The sequence below is a fragment of the Paenarthrobacter sp. NPDC089988 genome (assembly GCF_044748465.1).
Classification (GTDB): Bacteria; Actinomycetota; Actinomycetes; order Actinomycetales; family Micrococcaceae; genus Arthrobacter.
Genome location: NZ_JBIVGD010000005.1, coordinates 75,042 through 94,651 on the forward strand (window position 1 = coordinate 75,042; position 19,610 = coordinate 94,651).

The 19,610-nt window shown below is 63.7% G+C and carries 17 protein-coding genes and 1 pseudogene; 11 read left to right on the forward strand and 7 right to left on the reverse strand.

Annotated elements, in window-relative coordinates:
* The first annotated feature begins 18 nt into the window (after window positions 1-18).
* Window positions 19-171, forward strand: a complete 153-nt coding sequence (locus ACIPV6_RS08550; RefSeq protein WP_400270463.1) for a hypothetical protein — start codon at window positions 19-21, stop codon at window positions 169-171.
* A gap of 7 nt (window positions 172-178) precedes the next feature.
* On the opposite strand, the gene ACIPV6_RS08555 is transcribed toward ACIPV6_RS08550, so the two are convergent.
* Together ACIPV6_RS08555 and ACIPV6_RS08560 are read right to left on the reverse strand one after the other, a co-directional pair.
* Window positions 179-2,470, reverse strand: coding sequence for a hypothetical protein (locus tag ACIPV6_RS08555; protein WP_400270572.1), 2,292 nt, complete (start codon window positions 2,468-2,470; stop codon window positions 179-181).
* 51 nt (window positions 2,471-2,521) lie between these two features.
* Window positions 2,522-3,331, reverse strand: a pseudogene (locus tag ACIPV6_RS08560) (glycoside hydrolase family 43 protein); the annotation flags it as partial.
* 113 nt (window positions 3,332-3,444) lie between these two features.
* Here ACIPV6_RS08560 and ACIPV6_RS08565 point away from each other — a divergent pair.
* Complete coding sequence (locus ACIPV6_RS08565; protein WP_400270464.1) at window positions 3,445-4,746, forward strand: ABC transporter substrate-binding protein; 1,302 nt, start codon at window positions 3,445-3,447, stop codon at window positions 4,744-4,746.
* Between the two features lie 82 nt (window positions 4,747-4,828).
* Here the strand turns inward: ACIPV6_RS08565 and ACIPV6_RS08570 are convergent, their stop codons facing one another.
* The 5 genes from ACIPV6_RS08570 to sdhC form a co-directional block, all read right to left on the reverse strand.
* On the reverse strand, window positions 4,829-5,605 hold the full coding sequence (locus ACIPV6_RS08570) for an alpha/beta hydrolase family protein (protein ID WP_400270465.1): 777 nt from the start codon (window positions 5,603-5,605) through the stop codon (window positions 4,829-4,831).
* Window positions 5,606-5,730: 125 nt separating this feature from the next.
* Window positions 5,731-6,513, reverse strand: coding sequence for a succinate dehydrogenase iron-sulfur subunit (locus tag ACIPV6_RS08575; protein ID WP_397324666.1), 783 nt, complete (start codon window positions 6,511-6,513; stop codon window positions 5,731-5,733).
* Window positions 6,513-8,312: a succinate dehydrogenase flavoprotein subunit gene (gene sdhA, locus ACIPV6_RS08580; protein WP_400270466.1), complete on the reverse strand. Its 1,800-nt coding sequence runs from the start codon at window positions 8,310-8,312 to the stop codon at window positions 6,513-6,515. Before sdhA ends, ACIPV6_RS08575 begins: the two co-directional genes overlap by 1 nt.
* An 86-nt stretch (window positions 8,313-8,398) precedes the next feature.
* Window positions 8,399-8,860, reverse strand: a complete 462-nt coding sequence (locus tag ACIPV6_RS08585; RefSeq protein WP_387433251.1) for a succinate dehydrogenase hydrophobic membrane anchor subunit — start codon at window positions 8,858-8,860, stop codon at window positions 8,399-8,401.
* Window positions 8,861-8,863: 3 nt separating this feature from the next.
* The gene (gene sdhC / locus ACIPV6_RS08590; protein ID WP_011773978.1) at window positions 8,864-9,244 is read right to left on the reverse strand and encodes a succinate dehydrogenase, cytochrome b556 subunit; all 381 of its coding nucleotides are present in this window, start codon (window positions 9,242-9,244) and stop codon (window positions 8,864-8,866) included.
* 253 nt (window positions 9,245-9,497) lie between these two features.
* Here sdhC and ACIPV6_RS08595 point away from each other — a divergent pair, with 253 nt between their 5' ends.
* The 9 genes from ACIPV6_RS08595 (at window position 9,498) to ACIPV6_RS08635 (ending at window position 19,609) form a co-directional block, all read left to right on the forward strand.
* Window positions 9,498-10,631: a mannose-1-phosphate guanylyltransferase gene (locus tag ACIPV6_RS08595; protein ID WP_400270467.1), complete on the forward strand. Its 1,134-nt coding sequence runs from the start codon at window positions 9,498-9,500 to the stop codon at window positions 10,629-10,631.
* Between the two features lie 108 nt (window positions 10,632-10,739).
* Complete coding sequence (locus ACIPV6_RS08600; RefSeq protein WP_400270468.1) at window positions 10,740-11,945, forward strand: amidohydrolase; 1,206 nt, start codon at window positions 10,740-10,742, stop codon at window positions 11,943-11,945.
* A 123-nt stretch (window positions 11,946-12,068) separates the two neighbouring features.
* Window positions 12,069-12,503, forward strand: a complete 435-nt coding sequence (locus tag ACIPV6_RS08605) for a MarR family winged helix-turn-helix transcriptional regulator (RefSeq protein ID WP_400270469.1) — start codon at window positions 12,069-12,071, stop codon at window positions 12,501-12,503.
* Between the two features lie 48 nt (window positions 12,504-12,551).
* A complete protein-coding gene (locus ACIPV6_RS08610; protein ID WP_400270470.1) occupies window positions 12,552-12,983 on the forward strand; it encodes an organic hydroperoxide resistance protein in 432 nt (143 codons plus the stop codon).
* Window positions 12,980-14,005 (forward strand): NADP-dependent oxidoreductase, encoded by a 1,026-nt coding sequence (locus ACIPV6_RS08615; RefSeq protein ID WP_400270471.1) that lies wholly within the window; start codon window positions 12,980-12,982, stop codon window positions 14,003-14,005. Before ACIPV6_RS08610 ends, ACIPV6_RS08615 begins: the two co-directional genes overlap by 4 nt.
* Before the next feature lie 267 nt (window positions 14,006-14,272).
* Window positions 14,273-15,340 carry a BMP family protein gene (locus ACIPV6_RS08620; protein ID WP_400270573.1) on the forward strand — a complete coding sequence of 356 codons (1,068 nt, stop codon included), beginning with the start codon at window positions 14,273-14,275 and terminating at the stop codon, window positions 15,338-15,340.
* A 126-nt stretch (window positions 15,341-15,466) separates the two neighbouring features.
* The gene (locus ACIPV6_RS08625) at window positions 15,467-16,990 is read left to right on the forward strand and encodes an ABC transporter ATP-binding protein (RefSeq protein WP_400270472.1); all 1,524 of its coding nucleotides are present in this window, start codon (window positions 15,467-15,469) and stop codon (window positions 16,988-16,990) included.
* Window positions 16,977-18,323, forward strand: a complete 1,347-nt coding sequence (locus ACIPV6_RS08630; RefSeq protein WP_400270473.1) for an ABC transporter permease — start codon at window positions 16,977-16,979, stop codon at window positions 18,321-18,323. The genes ACIPV6_RS08625 and ACIPV6_RS08630 overlap by 14 nt, the downstream gene beginning before the upstream one ends.
* Window positions 18,320-19,609 (forward strand): ABC transporter permease, encoded by a 1,290-nt coding sequence (locus ACIPV6_RS08635; RefSeq protein WP_400270474.1) that lies wholly within the window; start codon window positions 18,320-18,322, stop codon window positions 19,607-19,609. The genes ACIPV6_RS08630 and ACIPV6_RS08635 overlap by 4 nt, the downstream gene beginning before the upstream one ends.
* Window position 19,610 lies beyond the last annotated feature (1 nt).

Sequence of the window (19,610 nt, forward strand, 5' to 3'; positions counted from 1 at the left end):
TTGGCCCGTGGAGGCACCGTGAACAACCAGTTGTGGATCGCTTGCCTCATCGGTGCCGCGGTGGGGTTGGTGGTGGGCCAGCTCGTGTTCAACTCACCCTTCTTAGGCATCCTGATCGGGGTCGGCCTGGGCGCGCTGGTGGGCGCGTCCCTCGGCCCCAAGCGCCCCTAGAACCCGGCTACGGCGCCTTCATCAGTCCCTCCCAGGCGACGGTCCAACCCGGCGGGAATCCGGGGGCGTGGCGTTCGGGTCCGTTGTCCCACCCGGCTGCCATCAACGCCACCGCCGCCAGCAAGCCACCGTTGCCGGGGAGGTACAACGGCAGGGAATCGGTTTGCCGGTTGTGGCCGTTCGGCAGCACGGTGTTCTTTCCCGCGTCCAGCAGCAGCGCGTCCACCGCGGCTTCCGGGTCCTCCAAACGCGCCGCCGTCATGGCCATGACCGGGTAGTCCCAGCCCCAGGTGCTGGCCCAATCCCAGTCCGCCAGCACGTCGCCCAGGGTGGCCCGCATGGTGTCCGGATCGATCAACCCGGTCCTGGGCACGAAACCCAGGGCACACAACATGGACGGGTGGTCGGTGCGGATCGTGAAGGGTTCCACGTCGATCGCGGTGTACACCCCATCCACAACGTGGGGTTTGACCATACCGCCGGCTACGTCCTCCCAAGCGGCAACCGGCTCCAACCCCAGCCGGTCCCGCCAGTCCGAGGCGATGCCCAGCGCCCACTGCCAATAGGCCAGCTCGAACGTAGGGTTGCTGACCCTGCCGCGGATGGAACCGTAACTTTCCTGTGCGGGGACCAACGGCGGCCCGAGTTCGAATCCCCGCTGCGTCGGATGCGCAAAGCTGGCCATGAACGCCGCCGACTCGAACACAATCTCCGCAAATTCTTCCAGCACTTCGCGGCATGGGTTGGCCCGGTAGGCCAGTTCAGCGAGGTAGATGGGGTGCGGCTGCTGCCAGACCAGGAAGGTGCCGATGGTGCTTGGGCTCTCGCGTCCATCCGGTCCAACCTGCTTGGGCCAACGCACTCCCTCAAAACCCTGTTGCTTGGCTGTTTGCCGGGACCTTTCCAGCACCGTGGAGTACCAGCGAAGTGACGGCAGCAGCAGTTCCGTGCGGTTCCATTGGGCGAAGTGGGCAGCGTGCCACCAGTGCATTTCCAAGTGGAAACGGCCGCGCCACGAGTTGCACACCAGCCCCGTTTCCTGCGGCGGCAGCGAGCCCGAGCAGTTGATCGCCGTCAGGTACTGGGAGAGGACAATCCGGCGCTCCAATTGCTTGGCCCGCGGGTCATCGGTGGCGTGGAGTTCGATCGCGCCGCCGGAGTTCCAAAATTTCGGCCAGTACGCGGCCGACGCTGCCGCGACGTCGTTGCCTGCCTCCAGTTCCGGTGAACGTACGACGCCGGACCCTGGCCCGGTGCCTAGACCTGCCTCGGGTGCCGCGTGGGTTGGCTCGGTTGCCGGTGCCGCCTGTCCGATTCCGGCATTGCCGCGCGGGATGCAGTCGCCATCGCCCGCGGGGAGGAAGGCAATGGACAGGTCCAAGGTGGTGCCCCGTCCGCCGGAGTCACTGTGGTCTCCGGCCCCAATACGAACCGAATGCTGGCCCGCCTGTTCGACCTGCAGGCTCTTTCCGGTAATGACCACTTCGTAGCGCGAATCATCCAGTTCCCGGTGCACCACCCAGCCTGTATTCCCGGCGTCGGCCCGGGTGTGCTGCTCCAGGGTGGTTGTATGCGCATCCGGCCTGCTCCAATCAGCTGCATCATGCCAGGCCTCGGAGCCGTACGGAAAGTCGACGCCGATCACCAGGCGGGGCCCAGGCGAGCCCAACGCAGGCGACTCCACGCGCAAGCCGAGCTGGTCGCGGTCCGGGTGGCACGCCGTCGTGACCGTCACGGGGTGGCCCGCCACGGTGAAGTGGCTGGTAACGATGCCAGACCAGAGGTCCAGTGTTTGCTCGGTTCCGGTGATCTCGGCCGGTGCGAGGGCGCGTTCCTTCCCGCCTTCTACCCACCGGAAGCCGATCCTGCCCAGGTCCAGGCGGTGCGCGTTGGCGCGGAGCCACGTTTCGGCCCTGGAGGTTCCGGTTTCCCGGTCGTCCACGATGTCTCCCACCATGTCCACGTAGGGCACTGGCCCGCGGGGTGAGTTGTAGAGGACGGTGGAGCCTGACAGGTCGTAGGAAGCTTCTGGTGGGACTGAGTGCCAGCCCCATTGTGCCTGGGTGCCAAGCAGTGTTCCGGGTGGGAGCTCGTCGCGGGCCCCCACGGGGTAGGAGCCGGGAAAGGTCTGCAGGCCAGTGAGGTCCATGGTGAAGGCGAATTCGCCATTGCCCACTGACACTGGGCTCCGTGGGTCCAGTTCCTGCTGCTTCACGTTGTGGCGCCTGACCAGCGACTCGCGGTCGATGCCGGCAGTGGCGCCGGCACCGGCAGGCGCCAGCACCACTGTGTCCTCCAGTTCACGCAGGGGGAAGAAAGCGGGACGTTCGTTAGGGCTCTGGTTGGGCTGGTGCAAGGTCAGGAACAGGCTTCCGCCAAGTGTCCGGGCGATCATGCCGTGGCCGCCGTCCTTGCTCCACAGGGCTTCAGGCTCCTGGATCCAAGGGCCCAGCACCGTGCCGGATTGGCTGCGGGCGATGCCCATGGCATAGCCGTGGTCACCGAAACTGGACCACAGCATGATGAGTTTGCCGCTGGCAAGCCTGTGGAGGAAAGGACCGTCAGTGACGTAGACGGGTGCGGCCGTCTGGGACGGCTTGTGCAGGGGACGTGACCAAGGAGCCTCGGAAGCCGTGAACAGGACCGTCGGTTCACCCACCGCGGTGCGCAGGTCCGGGCTGAGGCGCTGGGCCACCATGGCGCCGTCGTCGATCTGCTTCCACTCGTGGCAGAAAACCATCCACGGCTGTCCGTCGGCGTCCAGGTGGAGTGATCCGTCAAGGCATTCCCAATCGCGTGGAGTCACCGGCCCGTCGCTCCACGGTGTGTACGGCCCCTCGGCCTGGTCGCTGGAAAGTATCTGGGTTCCCCGGAACTGACCGGGTGCTGTAAAGGTGGCGAACAGGTAGAAACGCCCCTGGTATTCATGGGCTTCGGGTGCCCAGTATTGCTCTTGGCTCCAGAAACCTGGGTCCGGCCGGAAGGCGGAAACGGGCCCCTCCCATTCCTTGAGGTCACTGCTCCGGTAGCAGTCGAATCCCGTGGCGGGACCCGACCAGATGTTCTTGTCGGTGCTGCCGAAGAGCAGGTATTCACCTGTTGCGGGAAGTGTGAGGACGTAGGGATCGCGGATCTGGATGTCGGTCAGTTTCAGGGTCAAGACGGGGCCTCCGGGAAGCTTCCTAAATAGTTAACGATCAGAACTATTGACGCACATCAGTGCGCTTGATACGTTTCAGGAACCGTTTTCTGAGTCTGAAAGAAGCTTACCCAATGGCGCGTAAATCTCTAGGTAGTATCCGAAAATCCCTGGCGTTCATAGCAGCACTGGGCCTGGCTGGCTTGGCCACAGGGTGTTCAGCAGGCAGCAACACCCAGGCCGAAAGCGGTCCGGTGGAGATCAGGTTCTCCTGGTGGGGGAACGCCGGCCGCGCGGAGCTGACCAACAAGGCAATCGCCGAATTCGAGGCAGCCAACCCCAACATCAAGGTCAAGCCGGAGTACGGCGATATTGGCGGCTACTTCGACAAGCTGGCCACCCAGGTTGCGGCCAACGATGCCCCGGACGTCATCACCATGGGTGGCGCGTATCCGGCAGAATATGCCAACCGTGGCGCCCTCCTGGACCTGTCCAAGGTCAATGGCTCGCTGGATCTGTCCAAGCTGGACCAGGGCGCCTTGGAGAACGGCCAAGTGAAAGGCACACAGTACGGTGTGTCGACGGGAGCCAACGCTTTGGCGATCGTGGTGAACCCGGCAGTGTTCCAGGCAGCCGGAGTTTCCCTCCCGGACGACAACAAGTGGAGCTGGGACGACTTTGCCCGCATTGCCGGTGACATCACGTCCAAGAGCCCCAAAGGAACCTACGGCACGGCCACCGTCCTGACCCACGACTCACTCGATGCCTTCGCCCGCCAGCGCGGACAGTCCCTCTACACCCAGGACGGACAACTTGGCTTGGACAAGGGCACGGTCCAGGCGTACTTCGACTATTCGCTAAAGCTGAGTGAAACGGGTGCCGCTCCGAGTGCCTCCGAAACCGTCGAGAAGCTCAACGTCAGCACCGAGCAGACGCTCATGGGCATGGGCAAGGCCGGCATGATGCTCACGTGGAGCAACTCGCTGGCAGCGCTGAGCAAAGCATCCGGTACCGAGCTCAAGCTCCTGAAGCTGCCGGGGGAGACCCCCACACCGGGTATTTGGCTTCAGTCCTCGCAGTTCTACACCATCTCCGCCCGCAGCAAGCACGCGGATGCTGCTGCCAAGCTGGTGAGCTTCCTGGTGAACAATGAGTCGGCAGCCAAGATCATCCAGAGCGACCGGGGCGTGCCCAGCAACTCCGGCATGCGCACCGCCATCCAGGACCTGCTGACTCCGCAGGGCAAGGTTGAGGCGGCGTACATCGACCAGATCGGCAAGATGGACTTCGCGCCCACTTACATCGGCCCCACGGGTTCCACGGCGGTCTCCGAAATCACGGCGCGCATCAACACCGAGGTCCTGTTCAAGCGGCTGAGTCCGGACAAGGCAGCCGAGCAATGGATCAACGAGAGCAAGGCCGCCATCGGCAAGTAGACACCCAACTGGGGGACAGCAAACGCTCCACTGAGGCGTCAGTGGAACGTTTGCTGTCCCCTACTTGGGGTGGGCCGGGCCGTCAGCCGGCGTCGCGGACTTCCAGGTACGGATCAGCCCACGCACCGATGATCCGTGCCACGCGGGCGGCCTGTCCCTTGCCCGTGAGCAGGTGTTCGCTGCCTTCGAGCGAAATGAAGCTGCGCGGATGCCGCGCAGTGCGGAAGATTTCGCTGGCGTTGTCGATTCCCACCGTGTTGTCCGTGGGGGAGTGCATCACCATCAGCGGCTTGTGGAGGGTCCGGATGCAGTCGCGCAGGTCGGCCCGTTCCACGTCTTCCACAAAGTGCCTGCGGATTTCCATGGGCCGCCCGCCCAGGTCCACCACGGCGGATCCGTCCCGCAGGATGGAGTCGATTTCGGCGTCGAACATGTGCTCCACGTGTTTGGGTTCGAACGGCGCGCCAACTGTCACCACGGCATTGAGTCCGGGAATGTCCCGGGTGGCCGCCAGCACGGCAGCGCCGCCGAACGAGTGGCCCACCAGCAGCGAAATGGCCCGGCCCTGATCCTTCATGAACGCTGCGGCCAGGATCGTGTCCGCCACCTTGACGCTGAAGGACCCTGCCGACCATTCGCCCTCTGAGCCGCCCAGCCCCAGATTGTCGAAGCGCAGCATGCCGACGCCCTGCTCGGCCAGGCCTTTGCAAATGCGGGAGGCCGCTGGGCTGTCCTTGCCCAGGGTCAGGCCATGCGAGTACACACCCCAGCCCCGGACGGGACCTTCGGGCACGTCGACGATTCCCGCCAAGGCATCGCCCGTGCTTCCCGTGAAGGTGATTTTCTCGGAGCGTGACACGCTGCCCTCCTTGTTGTTCGGACGCCCGGTTCGGAGCGTCTCCGCTGTTGATTAAAGCCCGACGGCGCCGCTCACCAGCAGTGGTGGGCGGCGCCGTCGTCGTGCTGTCCTTGGAGAACGGCCGACTAGATCTTGCGCGACAGGATAGCCTGCTTGACCTCGGCGATGGCCTTGGTGACCTGGATGCCACGCGGGCAGGCCTCGGAGCAGTTGAAGGTGGTGCGGCAGCGCCACACGCCTTCCTTGTCGTTGAGGATTTCCAGGCGCATGTCGCCGGCGTCATCACGGGAGTCGAAGATGAAGCGGTGCGCGTTGACGATCGCTGCCGGGCCGAAGTACTGGCCGTCGGTCCAGAAGACCGGGCAGGACGAGGTGCAGGCAGCGCAGAGGATGCACTTGGTGGTGTCGTCGAAGCGCTCACGGTCCTCGACGGACTGCAGGCGTTCCTTGGTGGGCTCGTGGCCCTTGTTGATCAGGAACGGCATCACTTCGCGGAAGGACTGGAAGAAGGGTTCCATGTCCACGATCAAGTCCTTCTCCACCGGGAGGCCCTTGATGGGCTCAACGGTGATGGGCTTGGTGGTGTCCAGGTCCTTCAGCAGCGTCTTGCAGGCCAGGCGGTTGCGGCCGTTGATGCGCATGGCATCGGAACCGCACACGCCGTGGGCGCAGGACCGGCGGAACGAAACCGTGCCGTCCATCTCCCACTTGACCTTGTGGAGGGCATCCAGCACACGGTCCGTGCCGTACATGGTCAGCTTGTAGTCGTCCCAGCGGGCTTCGTCGGAGATCTCGGGATCGTACCGGCGGACGCGCAGGGTGATGTGGAACGTGGGGATTTCCCCGCCGCCGCCAACGCCCGCAGGAAGTTCGATCTTGGAAGCGGGTTCTGCCATTTCGGTAGTCATTAGTACTTACGCTCCATCGGCTCGTAACGGGTGAAGACAACGGGCTTGGTCTCAAGACGGATGCCCGCAACGGACTCGGCCGACGAGGCGGCAGTGACGGAGTCGTCCAGGTAAGCCATGGAGTGCTTCATGAACTTCTCGTCGTCGCGGTCCGGGAAGTCCTCGCGGTAGTGGCCGCCACGGGACTCTTCACGGTGCAAAGCACCAACGGTCATGACCTTCGCCATGTCGAGCAGGAAGCCCAGCTCCACGGCTTCCAGGAGGTCCAGGTTGAAGCGCTTGCCCTTGTCCTGGACAGTGACGTTCTTGTAGCGCTCTTCGAAGGAAGCGATGTCGCTGAGGACCTGCTGCAGCGATTCCTTGGTGCGGAACACCTGCATGTTGGCATCCATGGTGTCCTGCAGTTCCTTGCGGATCTGGGCCACGCGTTCGGTGCCGGTGCCGTTGAGCAGGCCGGACAGGATGCCACGGGTCATGGCTTCCGGATCTTCGGGAAGCTCAACGAAATCCGCCGTCTTGGAGTACTCGGCGGCCGCAACACCGGCCCGCTTGCCGAAGACGTTGATGTCCAGCAACGAGTTGGTGCCAAGGCGGTTGGAGCCGTGGACGGAAACGCAGGCAACTTCACCGGCAGCGAAGAGGCCCGGCACAACGGTGTCGTTGTCCTGGAGGACCTCGGTTGCGATGTTGGTGGGGATTCCGCCCATGGCGTAGTGCGCCGTGGGGAACACGGGAACCGGATCCGTGAACGGTTCCACGCCAAGGTAGGTGCGGGCGAACTCGGTGATGTCCGGAAGCTTGGCTTCGATGTGCTCCGGCTCCAAGTGGGTCAGGTCAAGGAGCACATAGTCCTTGTTCGGGCCACAGCCGCGGCCTTCGCGGACCTCGTTGGCCATGGCGCGGGCCACGATGTCACGGGGTGCGAGGTCCTTGATGGTGGGGGCGTAGCGCTCCATGAAGCGCTCACCTTCGGAGTTACGCAGGATGGCACCTTCACCACGTGCACCCTCGGTGAGGAGGATGCCCAGGCCGGCCAGGCCGGTCGGGTGGAACTGGAAGAACTCCATGTCCTCCAGCGGAATGCCGCGGCGGAAGGCGATTCCCATGCCGTCACCGGTGAGGGTGTGGGCGTTGGACGTGGTCTTGAAGACCTTGCCGGCGCCGCCGGAAGCGAACACCACGGACTTGGCCTGGAAGACATGCAGTTCGCCGGAAGCGAGGTCGTAGGAGACCACGCCGGCAACACGCTTCTGCTTGTAAGGAGTACCGTCCTCGCGCACTGCGTCTTCTTCGACGATCAGCAAGTCAAGGACGTAGTACTCGTTGTAGAACTCAACGTTGTGCTTGACGCAGTTTTGGTACAGCGTCTGCAGGATCATGTGGCCGGTACGGTCGGCGGCGTAGCACGCACGGCGGACGGGGGCCTTGCCGTGATCGCGGGTGTGGCCGCCGAAACGGCGCTGGTCGATCCGGCCTTCGGGCGTGCGGTTGAACGGCAGACCCATTTTTTCCAGGTCCAGCACGGCGTCGATGGCTTCCTTCGCCATGACCTCCGCTGCGTCCTGGTCAACCAGGTAGTCGCCACCCTTGATGGTGTCAAAGGTGTGCCATTCCCAGTTGTCTTCTTCGACGTTGGCCAGTGCTGCACACATGCCACCCTGTGCCGCACCGGTGTGCGAACGGGTGGGGTAGAGCTTGGTCAGTACCGCTGTGCGTGCGCGCTGACCAGACTCGATCGCGGCGCGCATGCCGGCGCCACCTGCACCGACAATGACGACGTCGTACTTATGGACCTGCATACCAGATGCTCTCTCTTTCAAAATTCAGATGGTCGGCGGAGGCTGCTCCGCTACGTCAGGCGTGCCGGATCAAGCCGGCTGCGCCGCTACGGGGCCGGGCAGAATCCGCCAGGCAGCTGGACGCCGTCGACGACGGGGCACGGGTTGAAGGTGAAGATCACCAGGGTGCCAAGAATAACGATCACCGCAGTAGCTGCGTACAGGACCACCTTGAGCCAGAAGCGGGTGGAATCCTTTTCCGCGTAGTCGTTGATGATGGTGCGGACGCCGTTGGTGCCGTGGAGCATGGCCAGCCAGAGCATGGCGAGGTCCCAGAACTGCCAGAAGGGATCTGCCCACTTGCCTGCCACGAAGCCGAAGTCGATCGCGTGGATGCCTTCGCCTACCAGCAGGTTCACGAACAGGTGGCCGAAGATGAGCACCACCAGGACGATGCCGGAGAGGCGCATGAAGAGCCAGGCGATCATTTCGAAGTTGCCGCGGCTGCTGCCGGTCCGGTTGTACTTCGGGGCGATCTTGCCCGAACGGGGGGACTGGATGGTGGTCATGGCTTAGTGGCCTCCCAGCGCGAGGGAAAGGTGGCGGATGGCGAACCCTGCGAACGTAACCAGCCACAGCGCAAGTACGACCCACAGCAGTTGGCGCTGGTACTTTGCGCCCTTCTTCCAGAAGTCGATGGCGATCACGCGCAGGCCGTTGAAGGCGTGGAAGATGATCGCAGCGACCAGGCCCGTTTCACCCAGGGCCATCAGGGGGTTCTTGTAGGCGCCGATAACGGCGGTGTAGGCCTCAGGGGACACGCGCACCAATGAGGTGTCCAGCACATGGACCAACAAGAAGAAAAAGATCACTACACCGGTAATACGGTGTCCAACCCAGGACCACATGCCTTCACGGCCGCGGTACAAGGTGCCAGCTGGTTTTGTCGGCACTGAATAAACCTTCCTGCAACACAGCGGCGCTGGCATGGGATCCACGCGGGGGGAACGCCTGCTGCGAGAGCACTCGTAGCTCACGCCTAAATCTAGGCTTCGCTAACAGCTTATTCAATTTAGGACCGGCTTCTCTGCTTGTTAATTCTGTGTTTCCCGCCCGGGATTCCGGGAATTTTTCCGTTGCATGAGACTAATGCCACATGTGTGGCGTGCGGCAGGGCCGGGCAGCTGTGTCCGATAAAGTGTTGAGGTGAGTACAGAAGACGCGACATTCCCGGAATCACCCTTGGACCGCTTCCATGCAGTCATTCCGGCCGGCGGTGTGGGAACCAGGCTGTGGCCACTCTCGCGCGCCGCGGCACCGAAGTTCCTCCATGACCTGACCGGTTCCGGCAGCACTCTCTTGAGGGCAACCTACGATCGCCTCGAGCCCCTGGCCGGCGAGCGGGTCCTGGTCGTAACGGGCCAGGCGCACAGGGCCGCCGTGTGCCGCCAGCTTCCCGAAGTAGGGGACGACGAGCTGGTCCTCGAAAGCGAACCCAAGGATTCCGGCGCCGCCATTGGCCTGGCCGCGGCCATCCTCCACCAGAGGAACCCGGAGACGATCATGGGCTCCTTCGCTGCCGACCAGGTGATCAGCCCGGACGAGCTCTTCCAGGACACCGTCCGCGAGGCGATCTTCACCGCGGCCACCGGCAAGATCGTCACCATCGGCATCAAGCCCACGCACCCTTCCACAGGTTTCGGCTACATCCGCTCCGGCAAGGAACTCAAGGTCGACGGCGCACCCAACGCCCTGGCCGTGGCGGAATTCGTGGAGAAACCCAGCGAGGACGTTGCCCGCAAATACGTCGAGGCCGGCGACTACGTCTGGAACGCGGGCATGTTCGTAGCCCCGGTAGCCCTCATGCTCCAGCACCTGGAAGCCAACCAGCCTGAGCTCTTCGCAGGTATCCAGGAGATTGCCCAGGCCTGGGACACTCCGGAGCGTGCCGAAGTAACCGAACGCGTGTGGCCCACCTTGCCCAAGATTGCCATTGACTACGCCGTTGCCGAGCCCGCAGCGGCAGCCGGCGATGTCGCCGTCGTACCTGGTACTTTCCGCTGGGACGACGTCGGTGACTTCGCCGCCATCGGACGACTTAACAATGCCGGCGACGTCGACGAGGTGACCGTCCTCGGCGAAGGTGCTCGTGTCTTCGCCGAAAACGCCAGCGGCGTGGTTGTCTCGGACACCAAGCGCGTGATCGCGCTGATCGGCATCAAGGACGTTGTCATCGTGGACACTCCCGACGCACTCCTGGTGACCACCAAGGAACACGCACAGCGGGTCAAGGGCGCCGTGGATGCCCTGAAGGCCAGCGGCGACACGGACGTGCTCTAGCCCAGGCTTGTGACTTAAGCCACCTCTTTGGTTGTCCTGCACCTGAACGCAGCGTAACCAAGAGGTGGCTTTCGTTCTTCCGGGGCCGTGCATGGCTAGAGTTGTGACGTGCGCAATTACACGACTGAAACCGAGCCCACCCCTGTTGTAGGCCCCTGGGTTGACGAGCTGTTGCCCGGACTCATCGAATTCAGGCGGGACCTGCACGCGCACCCTGAACTTTCCTTCAAGGAGTTCCGCACCACGGACAAGCTCGTGGAGCGGCTCGAGGCCGCCGGCTTGAAGCCGCGCCGCCTGGAGAACACCGGCCTGACGGTGGATGTGGGGGAAGGGCCCATTGCCACAGCCCTCCGCGGCGACATCGATGCGCTGCCGATCATCGAGGAAACCGGCTTGCCGTTCGCCTCCAAGAACCACGGAGTGACACACGCCTGCGGCCACGATGTCCACACCACCACCATGCTGGGCATCGCCTTGACGCTGCAGCGCATGCACAAGAACAATCCGCTGGGCGGCACGGTCCGAATCATCTTCCAACCGGCCGAGGAAACCATGCCCGGCGGTGCGTTGTCCTGCATTGAGCAAGGGGTGCTGCAGGGTGTTCCCCGCATCCTGGCGCTGCACTGCGACCCCAGGATCAACGCCGGCCAGATCGGCACCCGCATCGGCGCGATCACCTCGGCGTCGGACACCATCAAAATCGAGCTGACGGGCCGCGGCGGGCACACCTCCCGGCCCCACCTGACCGAAGACCTGGTGTTCGCGCTGGCGCAGATCGCCATCAATGTCCCGGCCGTCCTGTCGCGCCGCGTTGACGTCCGCAGTGGTGTTTCCGTGGTGTGGGGCCAGATCTCGGCGGGCTCTGCCCCCAACGCCATCCCGGGCAGCGGATACATGGCCGGGACCATGCGCTGCCTGGACCGCGATGCGTGGCACAGCGCCGGAGAGCTGTTGGACGATGTGGTGAAGCAGGTCGCTGCCCCGTATGGCGTGGACGTTCACTTGGAACACACCCGTGGCGTTCCTCCGGTGGTCAACTCGGAGCACGAGACGGCGCTGATCGAGGCCGCTGCCCGGGCGGAACTTGGCGAGAACGCCGTGGTCCTGACCCCGCAGTCCATGGGTGGCGAAGACTTCGCCTGGTTCCTCGCGGACCTCCCCGGTGCCATGATGCGCTTGGGCACCCATACGCCCGGTGGCGAGGAGTACGACCTCCACCGTGGCGACTTCATTGTGGACGAGCGGGCCTTGGGCTTCGGGGTCCGCGTCCTGACGGCTGCGGCTCTTCGGACCATCCGGGATCTCCAGAACTAGACCCAACTGAGTCGCAGTAGATGCCGTTTTGACCCCTCATAACGGCATCTACTGCGACTCAGTTGGGTGAACGCAGCGGAAATTTAGTTGTGCACAATTCAATTGTGCGCTACCGTTTTAGCCATGAGTGATGCTCCACGCCTCCGCCACCAGGTCTGCTTTGCGCTGTACTCGGCATCGAAAGCCGCGACGGCGGTCTACCGCCCCGTGCTGGACGATCTGGGCCTGACGTATCCGCAGTACCTGGTGATGCTGGTCCTCTGGGAGCAGGAGCCGCGCAGCGTGCGCGGGTTGGGGGCCGAGCTCGGCTTGGATTCAGGGACCCTGTCACCGCTCCTGAAGCGCCTTGAGGCACTCGGCCTCGTGGAGCGCCACCGGTCCGCCGAGGACGAACGCCGTGTTGACGTGGTCCTCACCGCGGCAGGGAGCCGGCTGAGCGAGCGTGCAGAAGCCGTTCCGCAGCGCCTCGCTGACGCCGCAGGACTGTCTGCCGCGGAGATCCAGCAACTGCATGCCACCCTCGGCAAACTCACTGCGGCCCTGCAGAAGTCACTCTGAAGGCTTCATAAAGAGAAAAAGATTTCACACCAGAAAGGGACACTACCCATGAAGACCCTCTACACAGCTGAGGCACTTGCCTCCGGCGAAGGCCGTGAAGGCAATGCCCGCACTAACGACGGCAGGCTTGACGTAGCCCTGGCAAGCCCCGTGGAACTGGGCGGCAACGGCCAGGGAACCAATCCGGAGCAGTTGTTTGCTGCCGGATACGCGGCCTGCTTCCACTCCGCGCTGCGCCTGGTGGGCCGGAAGGAACGCGTTGACCTGACGGACTCCGCCGTCGCCGCGAAGATCCACTTCGGAGCCTTGACCGACAGCGAAGGATACGGCCTGGCTGCCGAACTCGAAATCGCGTTGCCCGCCTTGGGCAAGGAAAAGGCCGAGGAACTCATGGCCAAGGCGCATACGATCTGCCCCTATTCCAATGCCACCCGTGGCAACATCGCCGTGGACCTCAAGCTCGTGGAGTTCGCAGCATGAGCGCCGTGACGCAGGACCTTCCTGCCGCAACCCGCGAAATCCAGCTCGCCTCCCGGCCCTCAGGCCGGCCTGTTCCGGACAACTTCCGCCTGGCCGAGGCTGGGCTTCCCCAGCTGGAGGACGGCCAGGTCCTGGTGAAGAACCAGTTCATGTCCGTGGATCCCTACATGCGCGGCCGCATGAACGACGCTAAGTCGTACTCGGCGCCCTTCCGCCTCGATGCAGCGCTCGACGGCGGTGCGGTGGGTGAGGTGATCGCGTCGCGTTCGGACGCGCACAAGGTGGGTGACGTCGTCGTGCATCAGCTGGGGTGGCGTGAACACGCAGTGGTTGACGCCGCAACGGCCACCACGGTGCCGGCCGGGCTTGCGCCGGCATCGGCGTTCCTCGGTGCGTTGGGCATGACCGGGCTGACCGCCTACGCCGGACTGCTCAAGGTGGCCGAGTTCAAGGAAGGCGACGTTGTCTTCGTCTCCGGCGCCGCGGGTGCCGTGGGTTCCATGGTGGGGCAGATCGCCAAGGCGATGGGCGCCGGCAAGGTGATTGGCAGTGCGGGCTCGGCAGCCAAGGTTGCCAGGCTGTTGGAGCTTGGCTTCGACGCAGCCTTCAACTACAACGACGCTCCCGTGCTTGAACAGCTAAGTGCGGCAGCGGGGGAGCGCGGCATCGACGTCTACTTCGACAACGTCGGTGGCGAGCACCTCGAAGCGGCCTTGGCTACGCTCAACGTTGGCGGTCGGGTAGCCATGTGCGGGGCCATTGCACAGTACAACTCCACCGAGCCCCCGGCAGCGCCGCGGAACCTTGCTGTGGCCATTGGCAAGCAGCTGACGCTTCGCGGCTTCCTGGTGGGCGGCCAACGGCAGCACGCAGCGGAGTTCCGGCAGAAGATGGCTGGCTGGTTGGCCGATGGCACCGTCAGCTACGACGAGACGATCGTGGATGGACTGGAAAATGCGCCGCGTGCCTTCATCGATCTGCTGGACGGAATGAACACCGGAAAGATGCTGGTCCGCCTGTGACGCGTGCCCCTGCCTACTGATTGGTAACAAAAAGTCAACGATCTGGGGCAGGGGCCAGCTTTGTGCTATCTCCGTGTGGTGTACGCCACTAGGGTGGTGGTTATCAATGCGCTACGGCGCAAATGCTGCGAAGCATCAGTGAAAACAGAATTTCTGCCCCGGGGTTTTGGAAACGGACACTCATTGACCACCAGTCGTAGCGATCATCACTTTCTTCCTGGAGGAACATTGAAGAAACCACTGCGTGCCACCCTGAAGCGCGGTTCGATGGCCGGTGTGGCCACCTTGGGCGCCAGCGCGCTCCTGCTCAGCGGCTGCGGACAGGCTCCCGACGCCGGCTCCGCCAGCAATACCGCCAGCAACTACACCGGTTGCATCGTCTCCGACTCCGGTGGGTTTGACGACCAGTCCTTCAACCAGTCCTCCTTCGAGGGCCTCAAGAAGGCCGAAAAGGACCTGGGCATCACCGTGAAGTCCGCGGAGTCCAAAGCCAACAGCGACTTCGAGACCAACCTGAACGGCATGGTGTCGGCCAACTGCAACATGACCATCACGGTCGGGTTCCTCCTGGGCGATGCCACCAAGGCTGCTGCCGAGAAGAACACGGACAAGCACTTCGCCATCATTGACTACTCGTACCAGACCCCCATCGCCAACGTGAAGCCGGTTGTCTACGACACCGCCCAGGCCGCCTACCTGGCCGGCTACGCCGCTGCCTCGGCCACCAAGACCGGCAAGGTGGGAACCTTCGGCGGCATCAAGCTGCCCACGGTCACCATCTTCATGGACGGCTTCTACGACGGCGTCCAGGCCTACAACAAGGCCAAGGGCAAGACCGTCCAGGTTGTCGGCTGGGACAAGGCCACGCAGGACGGCTCCTTCACCGGTGACTTCGAAAAGCAGGACACCGGAAAGCAGATCACCAAGAACCTGCTGGATCAGGGCGCGGACATCGTGATGCCCGTAGCCGGACCTGTTGGCAAGGGTGCAGGCGCTGCCCTCAAGGAAGCAAAGGCGGCCGGCAAGGACGTCAAGCTCATCTGGGTTGACTCCGATGGCTTCCTCACCGCTCCCGAATACAAGGACCTGATGCTGACCTCCGTGGTCAAGCAGATGGGCGAAGCCGTGGAAACCGTGGTGAAGGACGACAAGGAGGGCAAGTTCAGCAACGAAGCCTACGTTGGCACGCTGGCCAACGACGGCGTGGCGATCGCCCCGTTCCACGATCTTGACTCGGCCATCTCCTCAGAAACCAAGAGCGAACTCGATGCGCTCAAGGCGGACATCATCTCCGGGAAGCTGAAAGTCGAATCGGCGGCCAGCCCCAAGAAGTAGCAACTCCTGGACGCGCCGCCAGTACCGTTCCGCGGTACTGGCGGCGCGTTTTTGCCCTGACGTAGGCTGCTGCCATAGGTAGTGAGCAGTGCAGCCGTCCCTCGGACTCAAAGAACGGTGGGAGTTGTGAAACTCGAATTACAGGGGATCTCGAAAGCGTTCGGGAGCTTCTACGCCAACCAAGACATCGACCTCGTGGTCGAATCCGGCCAGATCCATTGCCTCCTCGGCGAGAATGGTGCCGGAAAATCAACCCTCATGAATGTGCTGTACGGCCTCTATGAACCTACAGCCGGCCAGATCCTAGTGGATGACCAGCCCGTGAACTTCCGCGGCCCTGGCGACGCCATGGCGGCGGGAATCGGCATGGTGCACCAGCACTTCATGCTGGTCCCGGTGTTCACTGTCGCCGAAAACGTGGCCCTCGGTGCCGAACCGACGTCCTTCGGCGGCGTCCTCAGCATGGATGAAACCCGCCGCAGGATCCGCGAGATCTCGGGGAAGTACGGCTTCGACGTGGACCCGGACGCCCTGGTGGAAGACCTTCCCGTGGGTGTCCAACAGCGCGTGGAGATCATCAAGGCGCTGGTGCGCGAAGCCAAGGTACTCATCCTGGACGAGCCCACGGCAGTCCTGACGCCGCAGGAAACCGATGAGCTCCTGGACATCATGCGCCAGCTCAAAGCCAGCGGGACCTCGATCGTGTTCATCTCCCACAAGCTGCGGGAAGTGAAGGCCGTCTCGGACGTCATCACCGTGGTCCGGCGCGGCAAGGTGGTGGGCGATGCTCCGCCTACCGCTTCGGCCGCCGAACTTGCTTCAATGATGGTGGGCCGTCCAGTCAGCCTGAGCTTGGACAAGGCGGCGGCCCAGCCCAAGGAAACCACGTTCGTCGTCGAGAATCTCACCGTCCGTGCCCCCAACGGCACCAACGTGGTGGATGGAATCAGCTTCGACATCGCCCAAGGCGAGATCCTCGCCGTCGCCGGTGTCCAGGGCAACGGGCAAACGGAACTTACCGAGGCGATCCTTGGAGTGCAGGAACATGTCACCGGTTCCGTCACCCTGGACGGCAAGCAGCTCCTGGGGTTGCCGGTTAAGGATGTCCTGCGTTCCGGTGTTGGCTTTGTTCCTGAGGACCGGACAGTCGACGGCCTGGTGGGACCGTTCTCCGTCGCGGAGAACCTCGTCCTTGACCTCTATGACCAAGCGCCTTTCGCCAGCGGCGTGAGCATGAAGCCGGCCAAGGTGGCTGACAATGCCAAGGCCAAGATCGAGGAGTTCGATATCCGGACTCCGTCGGCTGGTGCCGCGGCGGGAACCCTCTCCGGCGGCAACCAGCAAAAAGTGGTCATGGCCCGTGAACTGTCCCGCCCGTTGCGGCTGTTCATCGCCAGCCAGCCCACCCGCGGCGTGGATGTTGGCTCCATTGAATTCCTGCACAAGCGCATCGTCGCCGAGCGCGATGTTGGAACGCCCGTGATGATCGTCTCCACGGAGCTCGATGAAGTCATGGAACTCGCAGACCGCATTGCCGTGCTTTACAAGGGCAAGCTCGTTGGCATTGTTCCCGCCGGGACTCCCCGCGACACCCTCGGCCTCATGATGGCCGGCGTCAGCCCGGAAGGGGGCTCCGATGACAACCAGTGACCAGACCAGCAGCGACCAGTCCAAGAAGGACCCAACACCCCAGGAATCCACCGCTGATGCCCAGGCGGCGGACGTCGCCCTGGACACAGCAGGCGGCACCCTGGAGCCATCGATCGTTCCGGTCTCCTCGCAGAGCGGGGATATCGGGCACCAGCAGGGCAGCCTGTTCCGCAGGATCGTCATGGGCAACGGGTTCGTTTCCGTCCTCGCCGTGATCGTGGCGCTGATCCTCGGTGGCCTCCTGATCGCCAGCACGGATGCCCGCGTGGCAAGGACCGCCGGCTACTTCTTCGCCCGGCCCACCGACTTCCTGCTGGCCCTGTGGGACGCCATGACCAAAAGCTACGTGGCGCTCTTCCAAGGCGCGGTGTTCAACACACGCCAGGGCTTCATGCCGCTGCTGGAAACCATGACCGTGGCTACGCCGCTCATCTGCGCCGGCCTGGGCGTTGCCTTGGCCTTCCGTGCCGGTTTGTTCAACATCGGCGCCCAGGGGCAGATCATCATCAGCGCTACCCTGGCCGCCTACGTTGGCTTCACCTGGCACCTGCCCTTCGGCTTGCACCTCCTGGTGGTCATCATCATGGGCGTCCTCGGCGGTGCCGTGTGGGGTGGAATCGTTGGCGTCCTGAAGGCCCGGACGGGTGCGCACGAGGTCATCGTGACCATCATGCTGAACTATGTTGCCCTGTTCCTGCTGGACTTCCTCCTCAACACGGCAGCGTTCCGCCGGCCGGGGGACAACAGCCCCATCTCGCCAAGGCTGGACGAATCGGCTACTTACCCGGTCCTCATCCCGGGCTCGCGGCTCCACCTGGGCTTCCTTGTGGCCGTGTTGCTGACGTACGGCGTGTGGTGGATGCTGAACCGGTCCACCATTGGGTTTGAATTCCGTGCAGTGGGCGCCAACCCAGCCGCGGCGCGGACGGCCGGCGTCAAGGTTCCCCGCGCCACCATCCTGGTGATGGCGTTTGCCGGAGCCCTCGCGGCGTTCGGTGGCGTGGCCCAGGTTGCCGGAACGGAGAAGGTCCTCACTGGTGGCGTTGCCGCCCAGATCGGCTTCGACTCCATCACGGTTGCCCTGCTGGGCCGCAGTACTCCGTGGGGTACCTTCTTCGCCGGGCTGTTGTTCGGTGCGTTCCGGGCCGGCGCAGTCCAGATGCAGATCCAGACGGGCACACCGATCGACATTGTCCTGGTGGTCCAGTCGCTCATTGTTTTGTTCATCGCCGCTCCGCCCTTGATCCGGTCCCTCTTCCGGCTGGACAGCAAGAAGAAGAAAAACAAGAAGGCGGCACCGAACGCCGCCGTTGTCACCGGAGGTGCCAAGTGAGCGCTACAACCACCGCTCCCCGGGCTGGAGCAACCGCACTGCCGGGCGCGCGCCCCTCGTTGAAGGTTCCCGTTTCCCTGGGTGTCCTGGCCCTGCTGGCCCTGGTGTTCTTCGGACTGCTCGGCCCCGGACAAACTGCCGAAATGAAGATCAGCGATCCCGGCGACAGTGTCCAGGTTCCCGCCCTCATCATTCCCGGCCAAGTAGGCGGGGTGGTGCTGGCCATCCTGCTGCTGGCCATGGCGGCCTACTCGATCTACCTCTGGACGCGCGGGGAACGTTCGCCCAAGTGGTTGCCGATCGCGTTCGCCGTTGTGTTCGTTTTCGCCCTGCTCGTGTGGATCGTGGCCGGCGCCCGCCAGCCGTCCATCTCCCTTGCGGGCCTGGTGGCGGGTTCGGTGACGCTGGCCGTTCCCTTGGTGTTCGGTTCGTTGTCCGGCGTCCTGTGTGAACGGGTAGGCGTGGTCAACATCGCCATCGAGGGCCAGTTGCTGGGCGGCGCTTTCACTGCCGCGCTCGTGGCCACGGTCACGGGCAGCCCCTACATCGGCCTGGTTGCTGCTGCGGCGGCAGGTGCCGCGGTGTCCATGGTGTTGGCAGTGTTCAGCATCAAGTACCTGGTCAACCAGATCATTGTGGGCGTTGTCCTGAACGTCCTGGTCTCGGGCCTCACGGGCTTCCTGTTCGGAACGGTCATGGCTCCAAACAAGGACCAATTCAATACCCCCGGCCGCCTGGACATCCTTCCGATTCCGCTGCTTTCCGATATTCCCATCATTGGCCCGATCCTCTTTGAACAGTCGATCGCCGGCTACCTGATGTACGTTGCCGTGGCAGTGGTGTGGTTTGGGCTGTTCAAGACCCGCTGGGGCCTGCGTGTCCGTGCAGTGGGCGAGCACCCCCAGGCGGCAGACACCCTGGGCATCAACGTCAACGCCACCCGATTTTGGAATGTCACGTTGGGCGGCGCCATTGCCGGCATCGGCGGGGCAGTCTTCACGTTGGTGACCATCGACTCCTTCACCAAGGAGATCTCCGGTGGCCGAGGCTTCATCGCCCTGGCGGCGTTGATCTTCGGCCGGTGGAACCCCATCGGTGCCTTCCTGGCCTCGCTGCTGTTCGGCTTCGCGTACAACCTGCAGTCCATCCTGGGCATCATCGGAACTCCGGTGCCCAGCCAATTCATGGCCATGCTGCCGTACTTGGTGACCATCTTCGCCGTCGCCGGCTTGGTGGGCAGGTCAAGGCCACCGGCCGCGAGCGGCATACCGTACGTGAAGGGTTGAC